At 69.7% G+C, this 21,270-nt stretch carries 18 protein-coding genes; 7 read left to right on the forward strand and 11 right to left on the reverse strand.

Features of this window, described 5'->3' with window-relative positions; genetic code table 11:
- Nucleotides 1-34 precede the first annotated feature (34 nt).
- The 8 genes from BKK81_RS18685 to BKK81_RS18720 form a co-directional block, all read right to left on the reverse strand.
- Complete coding sequence (locus BKK81_RS18685) at nt 35-1,957, reverse strand: PrkA family serine protein kinase (RefSeq protein ID WP_071016687.1); 1,923 nt, start codon at nt 1,955-1,957, stop codon at nt 35-37.
- 469 nt (nt 1,958-2,426) lie between these two features.
- Nucleotides 2,427-3,614 (reverse strand): acyl-CoA dehydrogenase family protein, encoded by a 1,188-nt coding sequence (locus tag BKK81_RS18690; RefSeq protein ID WP_071016689.1) that lies wholly within the window; start codon nt 3,612-3,614, stop codon nt 2,427-2,429.
- 101 nt (nt 3,615-3,715) lie between these two features.
- A complete protein-coding gene (locus BKK81_RS18695) occupies nt 3,716-4,882 on the reverse strand; it encodes a thiolase C-terminal domain-containing protein (RefSeq protein ID WP_071016690.1) in 1,167 nt (388 codons plus the stop codon).
- A 62-nt stretch (nt 4,883-4,944) separates the two neighbouring features.
- Nucleotides 4,945-5,724, reverse strand: a complete 780-nt coding sequence (locus BKK81_RS18700) for an enoyl-CoA hydratase/isomerase family protein (RefSeq protein WP_071016692.1) — start codon at nt 5,722-5,724, stop codon at nt 4,945-4,947.
- Between the two features lie 45 nt (nt 5,725-5,769).
- Entirely contained in the window at nt 5,770-6,756 is a 987-nt protein-coding gene (locus BKK81_RS18705) for a tripartite tricarboxylate transporter substrate binding protein (protein WP_071016694.1), read from the reverse strand.
- A 143-nt stretch (nt 6,757-6,899) separates the two neighbouring features.
- The gene (locus BKK81_RS18710) at nt 6,900-8,648 is read right to left on the reverse strand and encodes a long-chain fatty acid--CoA ligase (protein ID WP_071016696.1); all 1,749 of its coding nucleotides are present in this window, start codon (nt 8,646-8,648) and stop codon (nt 6,900-6,902) included.
- 74 nt (nt 8,649-8,722) lie between these two features.
- The gene (locus tag BKK81_RS18715) at nt 8,723-9,652 is read right to left on the reverse strand and encodes a tripartite tricarboxylate transporter substrate binding protein (RefSeq protein WP_197524057.1); all 930 of its coding nucleotides are present in this window, start codon (nt 9,650-9,652) and stop codon (nt 8,723-8,725) included.
- 177 nt (nt 9,653-9,829) lie between these two features.
- On the reverse strand, nt 9,830-10,837 hold the full coding sequence (locus tag BKK81_RS18720; RefSeq protein WP_071016698.1) for a tripartite tricarboxylate transporter substrate binding protein: 1,008 nt from the start codon (nt 10,835-10,837) through the stop codon (nt 9,830-9,832).
- Between the two features lie 236 nt (nt 10,838-11,073).
- Between BKK81_RS18720 and BKK81_RS18725 the strand changes: the two genes are divergently transcribed.
- The gene (locus tag BKK81_RS18725) at nt 11,074-12,225 is read left to right on the forward strand and encodes an AraC family transcriptional regulator (RefSeq protein ID WP_071016700.1); all 1,152 of its coding nucleotides are present in this window, start codon (nt 11,074-11,076) and stop codon (nt 12,223-12,225) included.
- A gap of 39 nt (nt 12,226-12,264) precedes the next feature.
- On the opposite strand, the gene BKK81_RS18730 is transcribed toward BKK81_RS18725, so the two are convergent.
- From BKK81_RS18730 to BKK81_RS18740, 3 genes are all read right to left on the reverse strand, one after another.
- Entirely contained in the window at nt 12,265-12,483 is a 219-nt protein-coding gene (locus tag BKK81_RS18730) for a carboxyl transferase domain-containing protein (RefSeq protein WP_197524017.1), read from the reverse strand.
- A gap of 35 nt (nt 12,484-12,518) precedes the next feature.
- Nucleotides 12,519-13,286, reverse strand: coding sequence for an IclR family transcriptional regulator (locus BKK81_RS18735; protein WP_071016703.1), 768 nt, complete (start codon nt 13,284-13,286; stop codon nt 12,519-12,521).
- 115 nt (nt 13,287-13,401) lie between these two features.
- A complete protein-coding gene (locus BKK81_RS18740) occupies nt 13,402-13,950 on the reverse strand; it encodes a VOC family protein (RefSeq protein ID WP_071016705.1) in 549 nt (182 codons plus the stop codon).
- 118 nt (nt 13,951-14,068) lie between these two features.
- Between BKK81_RS18740 and mhpA the strand changes: the two genes are divergently transcribed.
- The 6 genes from mhpA (at nt 14,069) to BKK81_RS18770 (ending at nt 21,100) form a co-directional block, all read left to right on the forward strand.
- Complete coding sequence (gene mhpA / locus BKK81_RS18745; RefSeq protein ID WP_071021790.1) at nt 14,069-15,571, forward strand: bifunctional 3-(3-hydroxy-phenyl)propionate/3-hydroxycinnamic acid hydroxylase MhpA; 1,503 nt, start codon at nt 14,069-14,071, stop codon at nt 15,569-15,571.
- A gap of 149 nt (nt 15,572-15,720) precedes the next feature.
- Nucleotides 15,721-16,566: a fumarylacetoacetate hydrolase family protein gene (locus tag BKK81_RS18750; RefSeq protein ID WP_071016708.1), complete on the forward strand. Its 846-nt coding sequence runs from the start codon at nt 15,721-15,723 to the stop codon at nt 16,564-16,566.
- Between the two features lie 190 nt (nt 16,567-16,756).
- Nucleotides 16,757-18,097, forward strand: coding sequence for an MFS transporter (locus tag BKK81_RS18755; RefSeq protein WP_071016710.1), 1,341 nt, complete (start codon nt 16,757-16,759; stop codon nt 18,095-18,097).
- Nucleotides 18,098-18,157: 60 nt separating this feature from the next.
- Entirely contained in the window at nt 18,158-19,159 is a 1,002-nt protein-coding gene (locus BKK81_RS18760) for an NAD(P)H-quinone oxidoreductase (protein ID WP_071016712.1), read from the forward strand.
- Nucleotides 19,160-19,297: 138 nt separating this feature from the next.
- Nucleotides 19,298-20,395, forward strand: coding sequence for a porin (locus BKK81_RS18765; RefSeq protein WP_071016714.1), 1,098 nt, complete (start codon nt 19,298-19,300; stop codon nt 20,393-20,395).
- A gap of 339 nt (nt 20,396-20,734) precedes the next feature.
- A complete protein-coding gene (locus tag BKK81_RS18770; RefSeq protein WP_071016716.1) occupies nt 20,735-21,100 on the forward strand; it encodes a hypothetical protein in 366 nt (121 codons plus the stop codon).
- Nucleotides 21,101-21,270 lie beyond the last annotated feature (170 nt).

Raw genomic sequence — 21,270 nt, forward strand, 5'->3', positions numbered from 1 at the left:
ATCGTCCTCGGTTGTAGGCCTCGTCCTGGCGCCGTTACGACGATTTCCTCACGCGCAGGTACCACTCCACCAGCAGCCTGACCTGCTTCGGTGTGTAGCCCTTCTCCACCATGCGGTTGATGAAGTTCTCGTGCTTTTCCTGGTCTTCTCGCGAAGACTTGGCGTTGAACGAGATCACCGGCAGCAGGTCTTCCGTGGTCGAGAACATCCGCTTCTCGATCACCATGCGCAACTTCTCGTAGCTGGTCCAGTTCGGGTTCTTGCCACCGTTGTTGGCGCGCGCCCGCAGCACGAAGTTGACGATCTCATTGCGGAAGTCCTTCGGGTTGGAGATGCCCGCGGGCTTCTCCACCTTCTCGAGTTCGTCATTCAGCGCGTTGCGGTCGAGGATCTCGCCGGTATTCGGGTCGCGGTATTCCTGGTCCTGGATCCAGAGATCGGCGAACACCACATAGCGGTCGAAGATGTTCTGCCCGTACTCCGAATACGATTCCAGGTAGGCCGTCTGGATCTCCTTGCCGATGAACTCCACGTAAGGCGTGGTCAGGTACTCCTTGATGTAGGACATCAGCTTGGACTCGGCATCCGGCGGGAACTGCTCGCGCTCGATCTGCTGCTCGAGCACGTAGAGCAGGTGCACCGGATTGGCCGCCACCTCGGTATTGTCGAAGTTGAAGACCTTCGACAGCACCTTGAAGGCAAAGCGCGTGGACAGCCCGGTCATGCCCTCGTCGATGCCGGCGTAGTCGCGGTACTCCTGATAGGACTTGGCCTTGGGGTCCACGTCCTTCAGGTTCTCGCCGTCATAGACCCGCATCTTCGAGAAGATGTTGGAATTCTCCGGCTCCTTGATCCGCGTCAGCACCGCGAACTGCGCCATCATCTTCAGCGTGCTGGGCGCGCATGGCGCGGCCGTCAGCGAACTGTTGCGCAGCAGCTTGTCGTAGATCTTGACCTCGTCCGACACGCGCAGGCAGTACGGCACCTTGACGATGTAGATGCGGTCGAGGAAAGCCTCGTTGTTCTTGTCGGACTTGAACGACTGCCACTCCGCCTCGTTCGAGTGCGCCAGGATGACGCCGTCGAAGGGGATCGCGCCGAAGCCTTCCGTGCCCTTGTAGTTGCCCTCCTGCGTCGCCGTCAGCAGCGGGTGCAGTACCTTGATGGGCGCCTTGAACATCTCGACGAACTCGAGCAGGCCACGGTTGGCAAGGCACAGCCCGCCGGAATACGAGTAAGCATCCGGATCGTCCTGCGGGTAGTCTTCCAGCTTGCGAATATCGACCTTGCCGACCAGCGAGGAAATGTCCTGGTTGTTTTCATCGCCGGGCTCCGTCTTCGAAATCGCAATCTGCGACAGCACCGACGGGCGCAGCTTGACCACGCGGAAGCGGGTGATGTCGCCGTTGAATTCGTGCAGCCGCTTGACCGCCCAGGGCGAAGCGATGGTACTCAGGTAGCGGACCGGTATGCCGTAGTCTTCCTCCAGGATCTTGCCGTCCTCCTCGGGCGCGAACAGCCCTAGCGGGGACTCGTGGATGGGCGAACCCTTCAGCGCGTAGATGGGGATCTGCTCCATCAGCGCCTTCAGCTTCTCGGCGAGCGAGGACTTGCCGCCCCCCGGGGGCCCGAGCAGGTAGAGGATCTGCTTGCGTTCCTCCAGCCCTTGCGCGGCATGCTTGAAGAAGGAGACGATCTGTTCGATCGTGTCCTCCATGCCGTAGAACTCGCGGAACGCAGGATAGATCTTGATGACCTTGTTGAAGAAGAGCCGCGACAGCCTGGGATCGTGGTGGGTATCCACCAGCTCCGGCTGGCCGATCGCCGCGAGCATGCGCTCGGCGGCAGTCGCATAGGCAGAAGGGTCCTTCTTGCAGATATCCAGGTACTCCTGGATGCTGTACTCCTCTTCCTTGCGGGCTTCGAAGCGCGATGCGTAGTGGCCGAAAATGTCCATACCTCACTCCCGTCAGCGAATCGTCCGAGGCGAAGGTGTATTACTACCTGAGACTGCACGCCAGCATTGACGGTTCCGCCACCCCGGCCTGACGGAAGCTGGCAAAGTTGCGAATTCTTTACTTCATCATAGTCAAATAACGGCGGAGCGGAGGAGAGAGTTGACGCACTTTTTTCGATCGCTGCAAATGTGCAACGGATGCGCGATCCCTGCATTTGCTAGTGCGCCAAGCGATGAAGCCGCCGGCGATGATTGCGCTCCCCCACCCGCTTCTGTCGGTCTATCCGACCACTTTCTGGTCACACCTTACACCTTATGCCGCGGGCGTGCACAGGTGCTTTTGTAACGAGAAACCTCAGGCCCAAAGAGAACGCCGGCACGAAGGCCGGCGGCACAAGCGATTGCGGGCGGTCTACTGCGAACGCCCTAGTGCATTCGCACGAGCGCGGATGCATGCAGCGCGGCGTGGCTACAACGTGCGCGCCACCAGCTCCTTCATGATCTCGTTGGAGCCGCCATAGATCTTGCTGACGCGCGCATTGGCGTACATGCGCGCGATCGGGTACTCCAGCATGTAGCCATAGCCGCCATGCAGCTGCAGGCATTCGTCGATGACCTCGCAGTTGCGCTGCGAGCACCACCACTTGGCCATGGCGGCGGTGGCGGCGTCGAGCTTGCCGTCCATCAGCCGCACCATGCAGTCGTCAACGAAGGTGGCGGCAATGGTGGCATTGGTCTTGCACTCCGCCAGCTTGAAGCGGGTGTTCTGCAGGTCCAGCAGCGGCTGGCCGAACACCTTGCGCTCGCGCACGTAGTCCGTGGTCAGCTCGATCGCGCGATGCATGCTGGCCACCGCGCCGAGCGCGATGATCATGCGCTCCTGCGGCAGCTGCTGCATCAGCTGGTAGAAGCCCTGCCCCTCCGTCTCGCCGAGCAGGTTGGCCACCGGCACGCGCACGTCATCGAAGAACAGCTCGGCCGTGTCCTGCCCCTTCTGCCCGATCTTCTCCAGGATCCGGCCGCGGCGGAAGCCCGGCAGGTCACGCGTCTCGACCATGATCAGCGACACGCCGCGCGCGCCGGCCTCCGGGTCGGTCTTGGCGACCACGCACACCAGGTCGGCGTGATAGCCGTTGGTGATGAAGGTCTTCGCACCGTTGATGCGATAGCATTCGCCATCCTGGGTCACTTCACGCACCGCGCGGGTGCGCACGGACTTCAGGTCGGAGCCCGCGCCGGGCTCCGACATGGCGATGGCGGCCACCAGCTCGCCCGTGGCCATCTTCGGCAGCCACTTGCGCTTCTGCTCCTCGGTACCGTAGTTGAGCAGGTAATGCGCCACGATGCCGCTGTGCACGCCGTTACCCAGGCTGGAGACGATGGCGCGCGCCATTTCCATGGTGATCACCGCCTCATGGGCGAAGTTGCCGCCGCCGCCGCCGTATTCCTCGGGAATACTGGCACACAGCAGGCCGACCTCGCCGGCGCGGTTCCACACCTCGCGGTCGATATAGCCGCGCTCCGCCCAGCGCGCCTCGTGGGGCGCCAGCTCGCGCTCGATGAAGCGCCGCACGGTTTCCTGGAACAGGCGCAGGTCGTCGGTCATCCACGGGGTGGGCCGCGGCGCCATTTCATTGTGTCTGTCTTGCGCTCCCATGGTCTTTCTCCTGGTTCGTTGCAGTTGGGATGAATGCGGATTGGGTCATGGCCGGTTGCGGCGGAAGGCCGCCGCGACCGGCTGCCGGGGCGGCCTGGCCATCATCGGCCCGCCGCGCGGTAAAGCCCGACGACGCAGGCGCCGCCGAGTCCAAGCGTGTGCTGCAATGCAATACGGGCACCCTCGACCTGGCGCGCCCCGGCGCTGCCGCGCAGCTGCCACACCAGCTCGGCGCACTGCGCCAGCCCGGTCGCCCCGGGCGGGTTGCCGCGCGCCAGCAGGCCGCCGGACGGATTGGTCACGATCGCGCCGCCGTAGGTATTGCCGCCGTCGAGCACGAAGCGCTCGGCCGTGCCCGGCGCCGTCAGCCCGAGCGCCTCATAGGTGATCAGCTCATTGGCGGTCGCGCTGTCGTGCAGTTCGACCAGGTCGAGGTCGGCGGGGCCGAGGCCCGCGGCTTCATAGACCTGGCGCGCCGCCGCCTGCGCCATGTCGGCGCCCGCCAGGCAGCGCAGGTCGGCTCCCTCGAGCGCGGACGGCAGGGCCGAGGCCATCGCCTGGGCAGCGATCTCGACCTGCCGCGGCAGACCGTGCCGGCGCGCGAAGACGGGCGAGCAGAGCACCGCGGCGGCGGCCCCGCTGGCGGGCCGGCAGCACTGCAGGCGGGTCAGCGGCGCGAACACGGTGGGCGAGGCCATCACCTCGGCCAGGCCGAGCGGCGTGCGCGCCAGCGCGCCCGGATTGCGCGCACCATGCCGGCGGGCCTTGACCGCGATGCGCCCGAGTGTCTCCGCCCGCAGCCCATGCTCGCGCATATAGGCCCGCGCGGCACCGCCGAAGAACTGGGCCTCGCATGGCACTTCCGGATCGAAGCCCTGCAGATCGTCGAGCGCATCGAGGAAGGCCTCCGGCAGGTCCGCCGAGGCGCCCGCCCCGGGCTGGTCGAAGCCCAGCGCCAACGCACATTCCACCGCACCGCAGGCGACCGCCTGCCGCGCGAGGAACAAGGCCACCGCACCGCTCGCGTCGTGGCTGCTGACATTGACCACCGGGATGCCGGTCATGCCCAGGCCATACAGCGCGCGCTGGCCGCCGAAGGGATCGCCGCAGGCGTGGCCGGCATAGGCCTGCTCGACCTGGGCATAGGACAGCCCGGCGTCGTCCAGCGCCGCGCGCGCGGCGCGCGCGCCCAGCGCGGCTTCGCTGCCGCCCGCGCCCGGCTCGTGGAACGGCACCATGGCCACGCCCACCACGCACACGCTCTCCATCGGCCTGTCTCCTGTGCTGTGTCCTGTGCCTGTGTCTTGTGCCGGCGCCCGCGCGGTCCTGGTCAGTCCGGCCAGCGATAGCGCGCCGGCTGCTTGTCGAGGAAGCGCGTCGCCGCCTGCTCGCGGTACTCGGTGGCGAAGGCGATGCCCTGCCCGTCCGCCTCCATCTCGAGCATGCTGTGCAAGTCCTGGTTGAGCGATGCGTTGAGTGCCCGCTTGGTCAACGCCAGCGCCACCGGCGAGGCCTCGGTGAAGGCGGCGGCGATGGCGCGCGCGCGTGCCTGCAGGGCCTCGGCCGGCACGATCTCCATGACGATGCCCTCGTCGCGCGCCGCCTCGGCGCTCAGCTCCCGCATCGAGAACATCAAGGCCTTGGCGCGCTGCAGGCCGATCATGCGCGGCAGCGTGTAGAAAGCGCCACAATCGGGAATCAGGCCGAGGCGCAGGAAGGGCAGCGCGAAGCGCGCGCGCGGCGTGGCCAGCACGATGTCGGCGGTCAGCGCCAGGCTGAAGCCGGCACCGAAGGCGGCGCCGTCGACGGCGGCGATGACCGGGCGGTCGAGCTGGATCAGGTCTTCCAGCCACGGGTGGATGGCTGCCAGGCGCTGGCGCCCCTGGTCGGCGCTGATCTGGCCCTTCATCGTGCTGATGTCGCCACCGGAACAGAAGTCGGTGCCGGCGCCGGTCAGGATCAGGGCGCGCACCGAGCTGTCCTGGCGCAGGCCGTGGATCACCTCGCCGATCTCGCGGCGCATGGTGCCGTTGAGGGCGTTCTTGCGTGCCGGGTAGTCCAGCGTCAGCGTGGCGATGCCGTCCTCGACGGCGTAGCGGATGGTTTCCATCGGAGTCTCCTGTGGCCTGTCACGTGGCGGCCGCGGCGGGCCGCTTCAATCGAGCTGGATATGGGCATCGCGCACGATGCGCGCCCACTTGGGCGTATCGGTCGCGACCACCGCGGCCAGTTCTTCCGGGGTCGAGCCCACCGGCTGCAGCCCCATGTCGGCCAGCCGCTGCGACACATCGGGCAGGCGGGTGATGCGCACGATCTCCGCCGACAAGCGCGACGAAACGTCGCGCGGCGCGCCGGCGGGCAGGAAGAAGGCGAACCAGCCGTTCGGCTCGAAGCCGGCGAAGCCCGCCTCGGCGAAGGTCGGCACCGCCGGCAGCGCCTTGTGGCGCTGCGTGCCGGTGATGGCCAGCACGCGGAACTTGCCGGAAGTCACGTAGGCATTGGCGGAGGTGACGTCGACGAAGGCGGAGTCCACCTGCCCGCCCAGCACGTCGCTGACCAGCGGCGCGGCCCCCTTGTAGGGAATGTGGACCAGGTCGATGCCGGCACGCATCTTGAGCTGCTCGCCGTGCAGGTGGGCCGAGGTACCGTTGCCGTAGGAGCCATAGCTGAGCTTGCCGGGGCTGGCCTTGGCCAACGCGACGAACTCCGCCAGCGTGCGCGCCGGCACGCGGTTGGGCACCACGAACAGGTCCGACGAGCGCGCCACCAGCGAGACCGGCGCGAAGTCGCGCTCGACGTTGTAGGGAATCTTCTTGTACAGGCCGGGCGACTGGATCATCGCCGTGATGCCGAGCAGCACGGTATAGCCATCCGGCGCGGCCTTGGCGACGATGTCGTTGCCCAGCATGCCGCTGGCGCCGGGCTTGTTGTCCACCACCACCGGCTGGCCCCAGTTCTGTGACAGCTTCTGCCCGATCAGCCGCGCCACGGTGTCGGTGCCGCCGCCGGCCGGATACGGCACCACCAGGCGCAGCGGGCGTGCCGGGTAGTCGCCCTGGGCGCGCACGCCCCAGCTCGTCAATGCGGCGCCGCCGCCCAGTGCGGCGGCCTGTGCCAGCCACTGCCTTCTCTGCTTGTCCATTGCTGTCTCCTCGTTCTCGTTGCGGGGCGCGCCGGCGCCCTCTTCTTGCCTGTCCGGCCCCGCCCTGCCGCGGGCGGCGGGCCTGCCCGCGGCCACCGCTTGTCGTCCGCTGCCGCCCGTTGTCGCCCGTTGCCGTCCGCCGCCTACTCCACCGCGCGCGCCGGCGCGGCATTCTCGGCCTCCTGCAGCGCGCGCCACTGGATCTTGCCGGTGCCCGACTTCGGCAGCGCCTCGACGAACTCCACCAGGCGCGGCACCTTGTAGGCGGCCAGGCGCTCGCGGCACCACTGCATGATCTGTTCGGCGCCGGCCTCATCGCGCCCTTGCATGCCCGGCTTGAGGGCGATCACCGCCTTGACGGTCTCGCCCCGCCGCGCGTCCTTGGCGGCGATCACGCAGGCTTCATGGACGGCCGGGTGCCCGTACAGCAGGTTTTCCACCTCGGCCGGCCACACCTTGAAGCCGGAGGCGTTGATCATGCGCTTGAGGCGATCGCGCATGAAGAAGTAGCCATCCGCATCGATGAAGCCCAGGTCGCCGGTGCGCAGGAAGCGCTTGCCGTCGATCTCGATGAAGGTCTCGGCGTCCGCCTCCGGGTTGCGCCAGTAGCCGCGCATCACCTGGGCCCCGCTGGCGACGATCTCGCCCAGCTCGCCCTGGGGCAGCTCGGCGCCGCTGTGCGGATCGATCACGCGCGCGTCGACGCCGAAGGTGGCGATGCCGAGGCATTCGCGCTTGGGCCGCTGGCGTGGGTTGGAGAGCAGGAAGGCGGCGGTCTCGGTCAGGCCGTAGGCTTCGACGTAGCCCAGGCCGAAGCGCTCCTGCAGCATATTGGCCACGGCGTCGGGCATGGCCGCCCCGCCACCGCCGAGGAAGGCCAGGCTCGACAGGTCGCGCTCCAGGATGCCCGGCTGCGAAAAGAAGTCGACCAGCATGGCTGGCGGCGCGCCCCAGTTGGAAACCCGGTAGCGCTCGATCATGTCTGCTGCCAGCGCACGCTCCCAGCGCGGCAGCAGCACGATGGTGGCACCCAGGTAAAGCGGCGCGTGGATGCCGTTCTGCATGCCCAGCAGGTGGAACATCGGCGCCACCGACAGGAAGACCGCCTCGGGCGTGTTGCTGCGCCAGATCTGCGAACCCACCGCCGCGCTCATCAGGGTGCCGTGGGTGTGCATGCAGCCCTTGGGATGGCCGGTGGTGCCCGAGGTGTAGGCCAGCATGCACAGGGTGTCGAAACCGGCGGCGTGCGGCAGCGGGACCAGGCCGGCCGCCTCGGCATCCTGCCAGCGCACCAGCGTACAGCCGGCCGGGGCCCGCGCCGACAGCGGCGCGCGCTCGCGCAGCCAGGCGGGCACGGACGGGCCGTCCGCCTCCTGCGCCGGCTCGGGCAGCATGTCGGCATAGTCGTGCACGATCACATGCGGCAGCGCCTCGCCGTGCAGCGGTGCCAGCCGCTCGTACAGCTCGGCCGCAGCGAACGCCACGCGCGCGCCGCTGTCGCCGGCCACGTGCGCCAGTTCGTCGGTCAGCCACATCGGGTTGGCCGGCACCACCACCGCCTCGGCACGCAGGATGGCGTAGTAGGCAATGATGAACTGCGGACAGTTCTGGCTGTAGAGCAGCACGCGGTCGCCGGGACCGACCCCGCAGGCGCGCTGCAGGTAGCCCGCCATGCGCTCGATCTGCGCATGCAGCTCGGCGTAGCGGATCGCGCGGCTGAAGTACTGGATGGCCGTCTTGTCGGGATAGCGGCGCGCCGCCGCTTCGACGTTGTAGACCAGGCTGGTGCGCGGGATGTGCGCTTCCGCGGGCAGGCCGGTCGGCCAGAACGGGGAGCGGCGGGGAGCGGGGCTGGACGCCTGGGCGGCGCTGGAATGCGGGGACTGCGTCATATCGTGCCAGTGGGTTCAAGCGGAAATGCAGCGCGTCGGGAGGAACTGCGTGCCCCCGCCGCGGGATCGGGCCTTCAGTCGAAGCGGATATTGCGGGTACGGATCACCTTGCCCCAGCGCGCGTAGTCGCTCTGCACGGTCTGGGCGAACGCGTCCGGTGTGCTGCCGCTGAGCACCACGCCCATCTCGCCCATGCGCCCGCGCAGCGCCGGCGTGGCCAGGATGCGGTTCACGTCGGCGGCGTACTTGTCGACGATCTGCCGCGGCGTCGCCGCCGGCAGCAGCAGGCCGAACCAGCCCATCGACTCCATGCCGCCGATGCCCGCCTCGGCGAAGGTCGGCACGCCCGGCAACTGGGGCGCACGCGCCGGGCCGGTCACCGCCAGCGCGCGCAGGCGGCCGCTGGCCACATGCGGCTTGGCGCCCATCACCGAGATGATGGCGGCGGGCACCTGGCCGCCCAGCAGGTCGTTGAGTTCGGCGGCCTCGCCCTTGTAGGACACATGGGTCATGTCGAGGCGGGCCGACTCCTTGAAGATCTCGCCGTACAGGTGGCCGCTGGACCCGGTGCCGAAGGAGCCGTAGGAATACTTGCCGGGAGCGGCGCGCACCAGGGCGATGAATTCGGCCAGGGTGCTGGCCGGCACCGACTGATGGACCGCCAGTACCAGGCTGGTGGTACCCAGTTCCGACACCGGCACGAAGTCCCTGACCGGGTCGACCGGCGCCTTGGCGTAGAGGCTGGGCGCCTGCACCAGGGTGGTGATGGTGAGCAGCGCGGTGTGGCCGTCGGGCGCCGCCTTGGCCACCGCGTCGGCACCGATCATGCCGCTCGCGCCGGGCTTGTTCTCCACCACGATGGGGCGCTGCCACTGCTTGCCCAGCGGCTCGGCGATGGCGCGCGCCAGCACGTCGGTGGCGCCGCCGGCCGGATAGGGCACGACGATGCGCACCGGCTTGCTGGGAAAGGCCTGGACGGGCTGGGCCGCGGCCGCGCCGGACATGGCCAGCTGGCCGGCGACCAGCGCGCCGAGCCACAGCCCGGACAGAGCGGACCGGCCGGACCGGCCCCGACGTGCGAACAGCCCGGCCACGCGGCCGCATCCTTGCATGCTGACTGCCTCCTGCATCCCTTTTCCTCCCTGGTTGTCTTTGTGATGGCCCATGCGCCGCTCAGTCCCTCAGTCCATGCGCAGGTCGAGCTTGCGCACCAGCGCGGACCAGTAGCGGTGGTCGGCGGCGGCCACCTTGGCGAACTCCGCCGGCCTGGTGCCTTTCACCAGCACCCCCAGTTCGTCCATGCGCCGGCGGATATCGGGGCCGGCCAGCACGGCGTTGACGTCGGCCGAGACCCTGTCGACGATGGCGGCCGGCGTGCCGGCCGGCGCGAACAGGCCGAACCAGCCGGGCCCGTCGAGGCCGGCGAAACCCTGCTCGGCGAAGGTCGGCACGTCGGGCAGCAGCGGCGAGCGGGTGCTTCCGGTCACCGCCAGCGGACGCACCTTGCCCGAGGCCAGGTGCTGGCGCAGCGCCATCGGCGATACCGTGGCCAGCGACACCTGCTTGCCCAGCAGGTCGTTGAACAGCGGCGCCTCGCCCTTGTAGGGCACGTGGATCATGTCGAGGCCGGCGGCGGCGGTGAACACCTCCATATAGAGGTGGGCGCCGGAGCCCGTGCCATAGGTGCCGTAGGAATAGTGGTGCGGGCGACGCCTGGCCTCGGCGACGAAGCCTGCCAGCGAGGCGGGCATGTCGGCGTTGCCGGTCACGACCAGATGCGTGGTGGCCAGCTCCGACACCGGTGCCAGGTCCTTGAGCGGATCGAAGGGCGGCTTGGCGTACTGGCTGGGCACCTGCACCACGCCGGTCAGGGTCAGCAGCAGCGTATGGCCGTCGGGCGGTGCCTTGACCACCGCGTCGGCGCCGATCATGCCGCTCGCGCCGGGCCTGTTCTCCACCACGATGGGGCGCTGCCACTGCTTGCCCAGCGGCTCGGCGATGGCGCGCGCCAGCACGTCGGTGGCGCCGCCGGCCGGATAGGGCACGACGATGCGCACCGGACGGCGCGGGAACGCTGCCGCGGGGGCGGACGCGGCGGTCTGGGCCGCGGCCGGCCCGAGGGCCATGCCCGCCAGCAGCAGCGGTGCGGCTGCCAGCCGATACAGCACCTGGCGACGATTTGCCTGCATCTTGCCTCCTCCTTGCCTCGGTCTGTTGCCTTCGGTCACGAACAGGCGAAGATTGCGCGATGCTGCGCCGCGTGGACAATGACCAATCGGCCCAAAATGATTGGCCGAATCGTTCAGGGCAAAGGCTGCCTTCGGCAAATGCGGATTGCACGCGCCGGCCGGCTGCGGCAAATTGCCTGCAACGGCGCGGGCCAGTCCCGCGAGCGCGACCCGAAGGCGACCAGAAGAGGAGACCCATGCACCGTGCGATGTCCGGCGGACGCGCAGCACCGCCGCCCCCCGCCATGCCGCTGCTGGCACCCGCCGCCCGCGCGCACGCCGCCAGCCGCGTGGCACCGCATGCCGCCGACGGCTGCGCCCAGGCGCGCCACACCATTGCAGTGCAGCATGTCGAGCAGATCCTGCTCGGCGCCCAGCGGCTCGGCCACGATATCGACGCGCTGCTGCGCCGCGCGGGCATCTCGCCGGCCCTGCTGCTGTCGCCCAGCGCGCGCGTCAGCCAGGGCCAGTACGCGGCGCTGATGCGTTCGCTGCGGCGCGTCATGCGCGACGAGTTCTGCGGCCTGCTGTCGCGCCCGGTGCTGCCGGGCGCCCTCGCCCAGGCCTGCGCGGCGGCCATCCACTGCGCCACGCTGGGCGACGCCCTGCGCGCGCTGGTCCGCCACTACCGCCTGCTGATCGACGACTTCGCCCCCCGCCTGCGGGTACAGGACGGCTGCGCCAGCCTGGTGCTGGTGCCGCAGGCGCCCGCCACGCCCTGCAGCCGCTTCGCCGAATCGACCTTCGTGTTCCACGGTTACGGGCTGCTGTGCTGGCTGCTGGCGCGCCGCCTGCCGATCAGCGCCGTCGAGTTGAGCGCGGCGCCGCACGCGCAGCGCCACGACACCGAACGCATCTTCGGCGCCGAGGTCGCCTACGGGCGGCCGCGCACCGCGCTGCACTTCGACGCGGCCTGGCTGCGCCTGCCGCTGGCGCAGGACGCCAGCAGCCTGCAGCGCTTCCTGCGCAGCGCGCCGCGCGACCTGCTGGTGCGCTACCGCGACGACTGCGGCCTGGCCGAGCGCATCCGCCGCCAGCTGCGCTGCCAGCTCGACGGCGAACTGCCCTCGCTGGAGGCGGTGGCCGCCACCCTGCAGCTCACGCCGCAGACCCTGCGGCGGCGCCTGCGCGAGGAAGGCCGCGGCTACCAGAGCATCAAGGACGACCTGCGCCGCGACGCGGCCATCGGCCTGCTGGAACGCTCCGACCTGCCGCTGCACCAGGTGGCGCTGCGCCTCGGCTACTCGGAGCCGAGCACCTTCCACCGCGCGTTCAAGAAATGGACCGGCGTGGCACCGGGCGAGTACCGCCACCGGCAGCTGGCGGCCGGCCTGGCGGCGGGCGCCTGAGCGGCCCCGGGGCCGCGCCCCGGGCAAGACCTTCCGCCCTCAGATCGTCTGCAGGCGGAAGGCCTCGATGGCTTCGCCGTGGGCCTGGCTCATCTGCCGGATCACCTTCTCGCCCGTAGCGATTTCCAGCACGCGCGGTCCTGACACGGCCATGCAGCTGCCTTTCGCCTGCACCACGAAGTCGGCGAAGGCGGCGTGCCAGCAGGGACTGCCGAAGCATTCGCCGAGGATGGCGGCGGCCATCGGCACCTGGCGCACGCGCCGCGCCAGGCCGTTCGCCTGGCCGGATGCGCCTAGCCGTCCGCCTGGTCGCTCACCGCCTGCTCGGCGACGGTGCCGGATATCTTCTGCGCCGTCGCCTGCAGGCGCTCCAGCAGCTTGGCCTGATCCATGAATTCGAAGCGGCTGAGCGGCGCCACCAGCCCCAAGGCGCCGATGGCCTGGGCACCGGAGGCGAACAGCGGAACCCCGAGCGAGCTCATCTGCGGTTCCAGTTCGCCGCGCGATACGTAGTAGCCGGCCTTGCGGATCGCTTGCATGCCGCGCCAGAACGCCTCGAAGTCCGTCCCCATGCCCGCCTCGCGGATCTCGGCGGCATGCTTTTCGAACAGCCGCGCAAGCCGCGGCCGTGTCTGCGTCGCCAGGATGACCTTGGGCGCGGCCCCCTTGAAGAGCGGACGCGGACGGCCCCTGCCATAGGCGAGATCCAGGCCGCCGCCGGCGCTTTCGCGGTGGGTGTCGACGATCTCCTCGTCGAAGATGCGCGTCATCACGCAATCGCAGCCGGTCTGCTCCGACAACTCGCGCATCAGGGGCTGCCCGATGCGGAAGAACGGGTCGACCGTGCGCAGCTGGTAGTCCAGCGTCATGACCCTCGGCCCCAGCGTATAGCTGCCGTTGCCCAGGCGGGACAGCAGGCCGGCTTCCACCAGTTCGCGCAGGTAGCGATAGCCGGTCGGCGCCGAGCAACCGATCACCCCGCAGATGGCATCCGATGACCACACCGGACTCTCGACCGAGAAGAGGTCGAGGATCGAGAGCATCTTGGAGGAGCTGGACATGGAAGCGGTGCCGGAGGACAGGACGGCGGGCGGGGGCAGGCCCGCCCGGGAACAGCCCGCATTGTAGCGAAAGCGCCTGGCGCCCCCGCTGCCCCTGCGCCCTCCGCCACCCAGGTCAGGCCACGCCCATCTTCGCGGCCATGCGCGCCCGCCAGGCCGCCCGCGGCTCGAATCCCGGCAGCGCTCGCGCGTGCTTCTCCACCACCTCCATCAGCACGCCGTCGTCCAGCGAGAAGTCCAGCGGCACCCGCATCGGCTGGCTGACGTACCACGGCGTATCGACAAACAGTTCGAGACGGTTGCCCTCGGGGTCGCGCGCATAGACCGAGACGGCGTTGCCGTGCGTGATCGGCTGGATGTCCGTCGCGCCGGCCGCCGCCAGGCGCCCGTACAGCGCCTTCAGCGTGGCGAGGCTGTCGGCCCGCAGCGAGACCTGGTTGATGACGTTGAAATCGATGTGCTCCGGCCGTCCGGTGGCCAGCACGATCTGGTGGTGCTCGTCCGGGTCGCGGCTGAGGAACACCAGCTCCACCGGACCATGCGGTCCGCTCAACTGGCCGGAGTCCGTGATGGTGAATTCGAGCAGCTCCGTATAGAAGCGGGTCATGGCCGCCAGCTCCCTGACATAGAGGCCGACATGGCTGAAACTCAGTCCCGGGCGCATCAATGATCTCCTTTGGAATCGTATATTGATACTTTAGCACGTTTACATTGACTTCATTCGTATCAATTGTGTATTGTTATCGTATTGTGATAGTATACGAATACGGAGACGGTGCATGATGTTTGATGTCGCAGTCATCGGGCTGGGCCCGGTCGGCGCCACGCTAGCCAACCTGCTGGCCGCCTATGGGCTGTCGGTCGCGGTGCTGGAGCGCGAAGCAACCCCCTATGCGCTGCCCCGGGCGGTGCACTTCGACGCCGAATGCATGCGGGTGTTCGACGCGATCGGCGTCGCCGGGGAAGTCGGCGCCGCCTGCCATGTGTCGCCCGGCATGAAGTTCCTCAATGCCGGCGGGCAGCTGCTGGTGGATTGGCCCCGGCCGCCGGAGGTCGGCGCGCAGGGCTGGCATGCGAGCTATCGCTTCCACCAGCCGGACCTGGAACGCATCCTGCGCGCCCGCCTCGCCGCACAGCCGGGGGCCACGGTCCACCTGCGCTGCGAGGTCTACGCGATCGAAGCGGCCGCCGAGCGTGCCACGGTCCGGTACGAAGACCTGCGCTGCGGCAGGCTCGCGGCGATCGAGGCGGCCTACGTGATCGGCGCCGATGGCGCCCGCTCGCTGGTGCGCCGGCTGATCGGCAGCGAGATGGAGGACCTGGGCCTGCATGAGCGGTGGCTGGTGTTCGACGCGCTGCTCAAGCGCCCCTGGTCGGTGCTGGGCGACCACAGCGTGCAGTTCTGCGATCCGGCCCGCCCCGCCACCTACGTACGCGGCGTGGGCGAGCGCCGCCGCTTCGAGATCATGCTGCATGCGGGCGAGGACGCCGCCGAGATGGCGCGGCCGGAGACGGTCTGGTCGCTGATCTCGCGCTGGATGACGCCGGAGGATGCCGACCTCGAACGCGCCACGGTCTACACCTTCCACGCGCTGGTGGCGCAGCGCTGGCGCCACGGCCGGCTGCTGCTGGCAGGCGACTCCGCGCACCAGACGCCGCCCTTCCTCGGGCAGGGCCTGTGCGCCGGCCTGCGCGATGCCGCCAACCTGGCCTGGAAGCTCGCCGCGGTCCTGCGCCATGGCGCTCCGGAGACGCTGCTCGACAGCTACCAGGAGGAACGCGCGCCCCACGTCGGCGAATACATCCGGCTGGCCGTCGAGCTGGGCCGTATCATCCAGGCCCGCGACCCGGACGAAGTCGCCGAACGCGACCGCACCCTGGCATCGGCGCCGCGCCTGCTGCGCAGCCTCAGCCCGCGCCTCGGCCCGAGCGCGCTGCGCCTGGCGCAGCCGGCCAGCGGCACGGTTGCCGCCCAGCCCCTGCTGGCCGACGGACAGCGCCTCGACTGCGCCGCGGCGCAGTCCTTCGCCGTGCTGGCCAGGCCTGGCCTGCTGCCAGCCGATACCGCGGCGGCCCTGCAGCAGCGGCTGCCCTATCCGCTCGCCGTCATCACCGACGGCAGCGCGCCCGTGCAGGCGTGCCTGGATGCGCTGCAGGCCGCTGCGCTGGTGATCCGCCCTGACCGCTACGTCTACGGCGCGGCAGCGGACCTGCCTGGCCTGCAGGCCCTGCTGGCAAGCCTGGGGCAGGCCCTGCGCCCGGACGCGCAGGCGCTCGCCGCCTGACGGCCCTGACAGCCCGCACGGCCTCCCCCACCGCCGCCGCCCCCGCAAACCCTCTCATCGCCCTGGCCTGCCGCCCGGGCTTCGCGTCCCGAGCATCACGATCCGCAATTACGAACCGCAATCACCTATCCGCAACCGGAGATATCCAGATGAAACTCATCAGCTTTTCCCGCCAGGGCGCCAACAGCTTCGGCGCCGTCGTCAACGAGGGCGTGGTCGACCTGGGCGCGCGTCTCGGCCTGGCCGAGCTCGGCGCCGCCCTGCGCCAGTCCGGCCTCGATGCCATCCAGGAACTGGCAGCCAGGTCGCCGGCCGACTTCGCCCTGGCCGAGATCGACGCCTTCCGCCCGGTGGTGGCCGACCCCGACAAGATCCTGTGCGCCGGCCTCAACTACGACGAGCACGTGCAGGAAACCAGGAAGCAGCGCACCGAGCGCCCGACGATCTTCCTGCGCGTGGCCGCCTCGCAGACCGGCCACGAGCAAGCCATCGTGCTGCCGCCGGAATCGGAACGCCTCGACTATGAAGGCGAGATCGCCGTGGTGATCGGCAAGGGCGGCCGCCGCATCGCCGAGGACAAGGCCTACGCGCACATCGCCGGCTTCGCCTGCTACAACGATGGCAGCATCCGTGACTGGCAGTTGCACACCTCGCAATGGGGGCCCGGCAAGAACTTCCAGTCCACCGGCGCCTTCGGTCCGGCGCTGGTCACGCGCGACGAGATCGGCGAGAACGAGGTGCTGACGCTCGAGACGCGCCTCAACGGCCAGGTCATGCAGCACGCCACCACGGACATGCTGATTTTCTCCATCCCCACGCTGATCGCCTACTGCTCCAGCTTCGTCACGCTCGCTCCCGGCGACGTGATCGTCACCGGCACCCCGGGCGGCGTCGGCGCCAAGCGCAATCCGCCGGTCTTCATGAAGGACGGCGACGTGGTCGAGGTCGAAGTGAGCAAGCTGGGCGTGCTGCGCAACCCGGTGCGCGCCGAATAAGCCTGCCGCCCGCAGGCGGCGGCCCCCCCCGAGCCGAAGGTCCGCGCCAGCGGGCTGCCGACGCGATCGACCGGCGCGGGGAAGCGCTCGCCCCCACGGGGCGGGCGCCAGCGCGCGAAGACGCGCGACAAGAACGCACAACAACAACACCGAGAACAACGAGGATCCGAGGATCCGAGGAGACAACACCATGGACATCCGCCAAGCCATCCACGACCGTCCGATGCGATGGCCGCAGATCGCCGTCGTGGCCATCTGCATCATGCTGACCATGATCGACGGCTACGAAATCATCGTCATGCCCTTCGTCATGCCCCATCTGGCGAAGGCCTGGGGGCTGGGCCCGGTCGAGGTCGGCTACCTGCTCAGCGCCAGCGTGCTCGGCATGGCGATCGGCGCGGTGGTGATCTCGCCGCTGGCCGACCGCATCGGCCGGCGCGCGCACATCCTGCTGTGCCTGCTGCTGATCAGCGGCGGCATGCTGCTGTCGGCCAGCGCGCAACGGCTCGACGAACTGATCATGTGCCGCGCCTTTGCCGGGCTGTTCATCGGTGGCGTCATCGCCAGCATCAATGTACTGGTCTCCGAATACAGCTCGGAGAAGCGCCGCGGCGTGGTGATGGGCCTGTACGGCATCGGGCTGCCGCTGGGCTCCGCGCTGGCGGGCAGCGCCATCGCGCCGTTGGTGGCCCACTTCGGCTGGCGCGGCCCGCTTGCCTGCGGCGGGCTGCTCACCCTCGCCATGGCCGCGATCGTGTTTCCGCTGCTGCCGGAATCGGTCGAATACCTGATCGAGCGCCGCCCCCGCCGCGCCCTGGAAAAATACAACAGGATCGCCGCCTGGCTCGGCTATGCGCCGGCGCGCGAACTGCCCGCGCCGGCACGCAGGGGGGACGGCCCGGCCGTTGCCGCGGCCCTGCGCGCCATCTTCGGCCAGGCCATGCTGCGCCGTACCGCCTGCCTGTGGCTGGGCTACGCCGGCCTGATCGCCGCCTTCTACTTCGCCAATACCTGGACCGCCAAGCTGATCGCCGACGCCAGCGGCGATGCCGCGCTGGGCGTGCACGTCGGCATGCTGATCATGATCGGCGGCGTGGCGGGTGCGCTGGTGTTCGCCGCGCTGTCGCTTCGCTTGCCCCCCTTGCTGGTCACGGCCCTGATCCTGCTCGCCGGCGCGGCGGTCTTCTCGCTCTACGCCGCCTGCTTCCGGCAGCTCGACGTGGCGGTACCGCTGTCGATGCTGGTCGGGCTGTGCGCCAGTGGCGGCGTGGCGGCCTTCTACGCGGTCAGCCCGTCCCTCTACCCGGCCTTCGTGCGCGGCACCGCGGTCGGCCTGATGCTCGGCTTCGGGCGCGCGGTATCGGTGCTGGTGCCGGTCTGGACCGGTTACATGCTGACCTTCGGCTGGACCCCGGCGCAACTCTATCGCCTGTACGGGGGCGTGCTGGCGGTCGCGGCGGTGTTCGTGCTGCTGCTGGCGCGCAGCGGCCGGGCCGCGGCCAGCCAGGCCGATCCCGTCGGCCTGGCCTAACGCCGGGCGATGTCGCCCCCCCCTTCGCCTGCCTTACCCACTCCCGCCAAAGAGATAGCCATGCCTTTTCCCGATACCGTGCCGGCACAGCAGACCGGCATCCTGATCAGCGCCGCCGGCGGCCCCGAGGTCCTGCTTCCCGCCACCTTGCCGGTGCCCGCGTGCGGCCCCGGCGAGGTGCTGATCCGCGTGGCCTGCGCCGGCGTGAACCGCCACGATATCAACCAGCGCCGGCGCGGACCGGACCCGTCCCATCGTCCCGTCCCCGGGCTGGAAGTCTCCGGCGTGGTCGTGCGCACCGGCGCGCAGGTGGCCGGCGTGGCGGCCGGTGACGAAGTCTGCGCCCTGGTCGATGGCGGCGGCTATGCGCAATACGCGCTGGCCGATGCCGGACAGGTGCTGCCGGTGCCGGCGGCAATGTCCCTGCGCGATGCGGCCGCCCTGCCCGAGGCGCTCTTCACCACCGTGCACAACTTCTTCAACGTGGCCAGGCTGGCACCCGGCGAGTCCGTGCTGATCCATGGCGGCACCAGCGGCGTCGGCACGCTGGCGATCCAGTTGCTGAGCTGGCTCGGCCATCGCGTCTACACGACCTGCGGCAGCGACGCGAAATGCGCCATGGCCGAGGCGCTCGGCGCGGCGCAGGCCTTCAACTACCGCGAGACCGCCTTCGAACAGGCCGTGCTGGCCGCGACCGGCGGCCGCGGTGTCGACGTGATCCTGGACATGGCGGGCCCGGACTACGGCCGCCGCAACGTGGCGGCCCTCGCACGCCGCGGCCGCGTGGTGCACCTGGCGCCGGGCGGCAACGCCGATATCGCCTTGCCGCTGCGCGAACTGATGCGCAAGGAGGCGGTGGTGACAGGCTCCCTGCTGCGCCCGCTGCCGGACGCCGAGAAGGCGGAAATCGCCCGCTGGCTGCTGGCGCGGGCCTGGCCGGTGGTCGGCACCAGGATCCGGCCGCAGATCGCCTTGCGCCTGCCGCTGGCGCAGGCCGGCGAAGCCCACGCCGCGCTGGAGCGCGGCGACCTGGCGGGAAAGATCCTGCTGGACGTGCAGTAGCCCCGCCCGGCCCATCGGCCGCCGGCAGGCCTGCGAACGCCATCCCGGTCAAAGCCGCCATCCCTGCCATCCCCGCCACCCACACCACCCACGTCATTCCCGGCTCGACTGATCGAGCACCACCGAGAGGAGACATCCATGAAGTTCCCCATGCTCGCGGCCGCCTGCGCGGCCGCGCTGCCTGCCTTCGCGCAGGCGCAGGACAGCGTCACCCTGTACGGCGTCGTCGACACCGGCATCGCCTACGTCAACGGCATCGGTGCAAACCGTGACAGCGCCGCCCTGATGCCGAACATCACCGGCACCGTGCCCTCGCGCTGGGGACTGCGCGGCAGCGAGGACATCGGCGGCGGCAACAAGGCCATCTTCTGGCTCGAATCGGGCTTCGCCGCGGACAGCGGCACGGCCAACCAGGGCGGGCGCCTGTTCGGCCGGCAGGCGCTGGTCGGCCTCGCCGGCGGCTGGGGACAGGTGGCGCTGGGCCGCCAGTACACCATGCTGTTCTGGGCCATGGCGGAGCCCGACATCCTCGGCCCCAACATCTTCGGTTCCGGCTCGATCGACAGCTACATTCCCAATACGCGCGCCGACAACGCGGTGTCCTACAAGGGCACCTTCGGCAGCTTCACGGTGGGCGCGACCTACAGCTTCGGCCGCGACACCGTGAACGCCGGCCCGAGCCCGGCCGGCACCAACTGCGCGGGCGAGAATCCCGCCGATACCCGCGCCTGCCGCGAGTGGTCGGCCATGCTGAAGTACGACGCCGCGGCCTGGAGCCTCGCGGTCGCCTACGATTCGCTGCGCGGCGGCCCGGGTGCCTTCGCCGGCCTCACGCGCAGCGCGCTGCGCGATGACCGCCTGTCGGTCAACGGCTTCGTGATGCTGGGCAAGGCCAAGATCGGCGGCGGCTGGCTGCGGCGCGACAACCAGGCAAGCCCCACCGCGCCGCGCAGCGATCTCTTCTACGGCGGCGCTGCCTATCCCGTCACCGCGGCGCTGACGCTCGAAGCCGAAGCCTTCTACCAGCGCTTCCACCACAGCCCGAACAAGGTCTGGCTGTTCGCCAGCCGCGCCACCTATGCCTTCACCAAGCGCACTGCCGCCTACGGCACGCTCGGCTATATCGTCAACGGTGGCGATCTCGCGCTCTCCGTCAACAGCGGGCAGGCCGGCACCAATCCTGTTGCCGGCGCCAGGCAGTTCGGCGCGATGGCCGGGGTCAAGCACGTCTTCTAGATGCGGGCCGGCGCGCCGTCCTGCAGGCCGCGGGCTTCCCCGGCGCGCTGCCACCCGCGGGTCGTGATGCATCCCTTCGCGCCGGCCATGACGCAGCGCGACAAAAACCCTGCCAAGGTGCGCCGGGCGCCGGCATGCCCGCCTCAGGCTCCCCACAATCGGCGGGTAACGCCAAGCCGGGCCTGCCCATAAATTTGTGCCGTAGCACGCCTGACTTCGCGTGCCGGCGAGGTACCCGACTCGCTGTATCCACCTGGATCTGGCGGCGCACCGGCGCCGCCATTTTTCTTCTGCGCACCGCGATGGCGGCGCGCCTTGCCCAAGGATCGACAGCCGGCAATGGAATCAGTGGCAGAGGCATTCTGGGGGTGGTCTGCCGAAGACCAGCGGCGCCTGCTCTGGGCCGAGGTGCACGATGCGTTCGCCACCTGCGTCAGCCGGCGCGTCGACCAGGGCTACGAGATCGAATGGGTGCTGCTGCGGCGCGCGGACTTCGTCACCGGCGTGGAAGTCGTGCTGGGGCGCGGCCCCACGCTGTCGGGGGCATTCGATGCCGCCATGGGCCGGCTCGCGAAGCGTGGCGATGCGCTGATGCGCACGGCGGAAATCCTCGATGCGGTGGCGCAGGCGACTGCACCCGCGGCGTCGCGCGAGCCGGTCAACGGCGCGGGCGGCGATGCGTCAGGCCAGCGCGGCAAGAAGTAAGGCGATCAGCGACAAGAGCGCTCGAGCCGGGCAGAGACGCCCGGCGTCTCCCGCGAGGGCCGCGGACAAGCGAAGAGGCAGGGACAGGACAGGAAGAACGGGCCGCCGCCTGGGGCTCCGGCCTCGCCGCACACCGGCGCAGGCCGCGGCGCGGCAAGCCGGTGCGTGGC

The sequence above is a fragment of the Cupriavidus sp. USMAHM13 genome (assembly GCF_001854285.1).
Lineage (GTDB): Bacteria > Pseudomonadota > Gammaproteobacteria > Burkholderiales > Burkholderiaceae > Cupriavidus > Cupriavidus malaysiensis.